At 63.6% G+C, this 5,095-nt stretch carries 5 protein-coding genes; all 5 read left to right on the top strand.

Annotation, left to right across the window (positions count from 1 at the left end; genetic code table 11):
- Positions 1–521: BMP family lipoprotein (locus L0G76_RS13925; protein ID WP_304357764.1), on the top strand; the 521-nt coding region annotated here is incomplete at its 5' end.
- A 74-nt stretch (positions 522–595) separates the two neighbouring features.
- Positions 596–2,194, top strand: a complete 1,599-nt coding sequence (locus L0G76_RS13920; protein WP_101641711.1) for an ABC transporter ATP-binding protein — start codon at positions 596–598, stop codon at positions 2,192–2,194.
- The gene (locus L0G76_RS13915; protein WP_304357763.1) at positions 2,191–3,423 is read left to right on the top strand and encodes an ABC transporter permease; all 1,233 of its coding nucleotides are present in this window, start codon (positions 2,191–2,193) and stop codon (positions 3,421–3,423) included. The genes L0G76_RS13920 and L0G76_RS13915 overlap by 4 nt, the downstream gene beginning before the upstream one ends.
- A 1-nt stretch (position 3,424) precedes the next feature.
- Positions 3,425–4,723 (top strand): ABC transporter permease, encoded by a 1,299-nt coding sequence (locus tag L0G76_RS13910; RefSeq protein WP_304357762.1) that lies wholly within the window; start codon positions 3,425–3,427, stop codon positions 4,721–4,723.
- Positions 4,724–4,862: 139 nt separating this feature from the next.
- Positions 4,863–5,095, top strand: a 233-nt coding sequence (locus L0G76_RS13905; RefSeq protein WP_304357765.1) for a cytidine deaminase, incomplete at its 3' end; no start/stop codon positions are given.

The raw sequence follows: 5,095 nt of genomic DNA, 5'->3' as shown, positions 1-5,095 counted from the left end.
CCGATGGCGTCAAGAAGTTCAACGAAGAGAACAAGGAAGACGTCAAGCTCCTGGGCTGGGACAAGGAGAAGCAGGAGGGGTCGTTCTCCGGGGACTTCGAGAACCAGGGCCAGGGACAGGCGCTGACCAAGCAGCTCATCTCCCAGGGCGCCGACGTCATCATGCCCGTCGCCGGTCCTGTGGGATTGGGTGCAGCCGCCGCTGCCAAGGAAGCCAAGGACGTCAAACTCGTCTGGGTCGACTCCGACGGTTACGAGTCCACTGAATACGGAGACATCATCCTCACCTCGGTGGTCAAGGAAATCGCCAACGCCGTCGAGGACACCGTCGCCGAGGCTCAGAAGGGCGATTTCACCTCCGAGCCCTACGTCGGCACCCTTGAGAACGAAGGCGTCGGACTTGCTCCTTACCACGACTTCGAGGACAAGGTTCCCGAGGACGTGAAGAAGAAGGTCGAAGAGCTCGAGAAGAAGATCATCGACGGATCGCTGACCGTGGATTCCGAGAGCACGCCCAAATAGGCGAATAGGTTAAACTGCAGGGCCGAGTCCTTTCGGCCCTGCAGTTTTCGAATTTATGAGGAGTACCGGAAGCAGTGAAACTCGAGCTTCGCGGGATGACGAAGGTGTTCGGATCGTTCGTGGCCAACGACCACATCGATCTCACCATCGAGCCGGGCGAGATCCACGCCCTGCTGGGTGAGAACGGCGCCGGAAAATCCACCATGATGAACGTCCTCTACGGACTCTACGACGCCGACGGGGGAGACATCCTCCTCGACGACAAGCCTGTGACCTTCGCCGGTCCCGGCGACGCCGTGGCCGCCGGCATCGGCATGGTCCACCAGCACTTCATGCTCGTGCCCGTGTTCACCGTCGCCGAATCGGTGGCACTCGGCTATGAGCCGACGAAGTCCCTGGGACTCATCGACCTCGCCGAGGCGCGGAAGAAGGTCCGGGAGATCTCTTCCCGCTTCAACTTCAACATCGACCCCGACGCTCGCATCGAGGACCTGCCGGTCGGTGCTCAGCAGCGCGTCGAGATCATCAAGGCACTGTCCCGCGATGCGAAGATCCTCATCCTCGACGAGCCCACCGCCGTGCTCACCCCGCAGGAGACCGACGAGCTCATCTCGATCATGCGCCAGCTCAAGGAGCAGGGCACCTCGATCGTGTTCATCACCCACAAACTGCGTGAGGTCCGAGCGATCGCGGACTCCATCACGGTCATCCGCCGCGGCAAGATCGTCGGCGAGGCCTCCCCAGAATCCACCGAGGCGGAGCTGGCCAGCCAGATGGTCGGCCGTGCCGTATCCCTGACGACGGAGAAGGACGAGGCCGACCCTGGCGACGCCACCTTCCAGGTACGGGGCCTCACCGTCGTCGACAAGGCCGAGAACGTCGTCGTCGACGATGTCAGCTTCGATGTTCGCCGAGGTGAGATCCTCGCCGTCGCCGGTGTCCAAGGCAATGGCCAGACGGAGTTGGCCGAAACCATCATCGGGCTGAGCCAACCACGTCTGGGCTCGATCACCCTCGACGGGAAGAACCTCGTCGGCCAATCCGTCAAGAACCGTCTGGGTTCGGGCATCGGCTTCGTCCCCGAAGACCGATCCACCGACGGCATCATCGCCGAGTTCACGATCCGCGAGAACATGATCCTCGACGTCTACGATCGTCCTCCGTATGCCAAGGGCCTCAATCTCAAACCCGCGGTCATCAACGACGAGGCGAAGAAGAAGGTCGAGGAGTTCGACATCCGCCTCGGCAGCGTCGTCGACCCGATCGCGACACTGTCGGGAGGCAACCAGCAGAAGGTCGTCCTCTCCCGTGAACTCGGTCGCGACCTGCAACTGTTCATCGCCAGCCAGCCCACCCGCGGCCTCGACGTCGGCTCGATCGAGTTCGTCCACAAACGCGTCATCGCCGAGCGCGATGCCGGCACTCCCTGTCTCATCGTCTCGACAGAACTCGACGAAGTCTACGGAATCGCCGACCGGATCGCCGTCATGTACTCGGGCCGCATCGTCGGCATCGTCGATGCCGACATCTCACGTGAGGCCCTGGGTCTGATGATGGCCGGCGTCCCTGCCGACGAAGCACTCGCCGCCACCGCGGCACCCGATGAGAACGATGCCGCCACCTCGGCACCCGAGACGAACTCAGCCACCACCTCGGCGGAGGAAGCCAAATGACAACTGACATCTCCCCGGCGCCACCGTCGCCGGCTCCACCGCCGAGCCCCGAGGCGGAAGAGGGGAAGGAACCGAATCTGCTCCGGGAGATCCTGTCCGGGTCATGGTTGGTGTCGGTGCTGGCCATCGTGGTCGCGCTTCTCCTCGGCGGTGTGCTCATCGCCGTGTCCAACGCTGAGGTCGTCGAGGCGGCGAAGCACATCTTCGCGGCCCCAGGATCCTTCTTCTCGACCCTGTTCTCCACCGTCGGCGACGCGTATTCGGCGCTGTTCCGCGGCGCGGTCTTCGACTGGAACGCCCGCACCACCGAACGTGCGATCCGCCCCCTGACCGAATCCCTGGTCAGCGGCACCCCACTCATCCTCACAGGACTCGGCATCGCTTTGGCGTTCCGTTCGGGACTGTTCAACATCGGCGGTCAGGGCCAGGTCATCCTCGGTGCCACGATCGCCGGTTTCCTCGGCTATGCCCTTGATCTGCCTCCCGTCGTGCACATGCTCATCGCAGCCATCGGCGGCATCATCGGCGGCGCGATCTGGGCCGGCATCGCCGGTGTCCTCAAGGCACGGACCGGAGCCAACGAGGTGATCGTGACGATCATGCTCAACTCCATCGCCGGCTACCTGTTGGGGTACCTGCTCAAGCAGAGCTGGTTCACGCACACCACCTCGGCGAATCCGCAGTCACGGACACTCGATGACTCCTCGCAGATGTTCCTGCTGCTGCCGGCACCGTTCCGGCTGCACTTCGGCTTCATCATCGCCATCCTCGCCACGATCTTCGTGTGGTGGCTGCTCGAACGCTCGACGATCGGCTTCGAGTTCAAGGCCGTCGGCGCCAACCCGCACGCGGCCCGGACCGCCGGCATCTCCGTGTCGAAGGTGACGATCCTCGTGATGATCGTCGCCGGAGCACTCGCCGGACTCGGCGGAGCGGCTCAAGTGCTCGGCACGGAGTTCAAACTCACCGGCGGAATCAGCGGTTCGATCGGCTTCGACGCCATCACCGTGGCACTGCTGGGACGATCCAAACCCTTGGGGACGTTCCTCGCGGGTCTGCTGTTCGGTGCGTTCAAGGCCGGCGGCTACCTGATGCAATCGCAGACCGGCACCCCGATCGACATCGTCCTCGTGGTCCAGTCCGTCATCGTCCTGCTCATCGCGGCCCCACCACTTGTGAGGTCGATCTTCCGGTTGCCCACACCGGCGCTCAAGCGGAAGGAGGCCTGACATGACTGCTCAGAACACGACTGCTGCGACACCGGCGGCGAAGACCTCGGCACAGTCCAAGGCGCTGACCCCGATCGCGTGGAAGTTCCCGATCACCTACTCGATCCTGGCGCTCGTCTCGCTCATCTTCTTCGGCCTCATCGGCCGTGACGGTGAGACGACGTTTCGGATCGCGACCGGCGGAGACCTCTTCGCGATTCCCGACGTCGTAGTCTCCTCCACCGTGGCCGGACTGATCCTGTCGCTCATCCTCGTGGTCATGGCGGCAACGTCGGTCTACCTCGCGCTGAAGCGGATCACCCTGGCCGCCTGGTTCCCGATGGTCTTCGGCATCCTCTTCGTCGTCTCGTTCCTCGCCTGGGCCGGTGGCGGCAGCGGCGGAGTGATCCCGCTGACCACACTGCTGGCCGGTGCCTTGGCACTGTCCGTGCCGCTGATCTTCGGCGCCATGTGCGGCCTCGTCGGCGAACGTTCCGGCATCATCAACATCGCCATCGAAGGTCAGCTCCTGGCTGGTGCCTTCCTCGCCGCAGTCGTCGCCTCCGTGGTTAAGAACCCCTACGCGGGACTGCTGGCGGCACCGATCGCCGGTGCGCTGGTGGCCGTGATCCTCACGTTCTTCGCAGTGAAGTACTGGGTCAACCAGATCATCATCGGCGTCGTCCTCAACGTGCTCGTCGTCGGCGTCACCAGCTTCCTCTACTCGACGGTGCTGACGGAGGACCCCGAGCTGTGGAACGCCAGGCAGAAGCTTCCCGATCTGCCGATTCCGCTGCTGTCGGACATCCCCATCCTGGGCCGGGTGCTCTTCGACCAGAACATCCTCGTCTACATCATGTACGTCGTCGTCATCGCCCTCCAGATCTTCGTGTTCCGCTCGAAGTGGGGCCTGCGGATGCGGGCAGTGGGCGAACACCCGAAGGCCGCCGACACCGTGGGCATCAAGGTCAACTTCACCCGCGTGCGCAACACACTTCTGGCCGGTGCCATTGCGGGCCTCGGTGGTGCCTTCTTCACCGTCGGATCGGGTCTGGCGTTCGGCAAGGAGATGTCGGCCGGCCAGGGGTACATCGCACTGGCGGCGATGATCCTGGGCAAGTGGAACCCGAAGGGCGCCCTGCTCGCTGCCCTGCTGTTCGGCTTCTCCAAGAGTTTGGGCAACACTCTGCAGTCCATCGGCACCCCGGTGGCCAACGAGCTGCTGCTCATGCTTCCCTATATCGTCACGGTTCTCGCCGTCGCTGGTTTCGTCGGCCGGGTCCGCCCACCGGCGTCCTCGGGCGTGCCGTACGTGAAATAGTTCAAACCCCAAGAGAGAGGTATCCCCTATGACTTCCACAGATGTCGAAGCCTCTGAACACGAGTGGATCGTGGAACCCATCCCTGCCACGGTCGACGACCTGAGCGAGGAAACCTGGTCGCTGCTGCGCGATGAGGCGATGCGGGCAATGCAGTATGCCTACGTTCCGTATTCGTCCTATCCGGTCGGTGCGGCCGCACTCGTCGATGACGGACGAATCGTCAGCGGCGCCAATATCGAGAACGCCTCGTTCGGGGTCACACTGTGTGCCGAATGCTCGCTCGTCTCCGACCTGTTCATGTCCGGCGGCGGCCGACTCGTGGCATTCGACTGCGTCGATGGTGCGGGAGCGACCCTGGTCCCGTGCGGACG

Source organism: Brevibacterium picturae (assembly GCF_030453725.1).
GTDB classification, from domain to species: domain Bacteria; phylum Actinomycetota; class Actinomycetes; order Actinomycetales; family Brevibacteriaceae; genus Brevibacterium; species Brevibacterium sandarakinum_A.
Note: the sequence above shows the minus strand (reverse complement) of the source record. Positions and strands in the feature narration are given on the sequence as shown.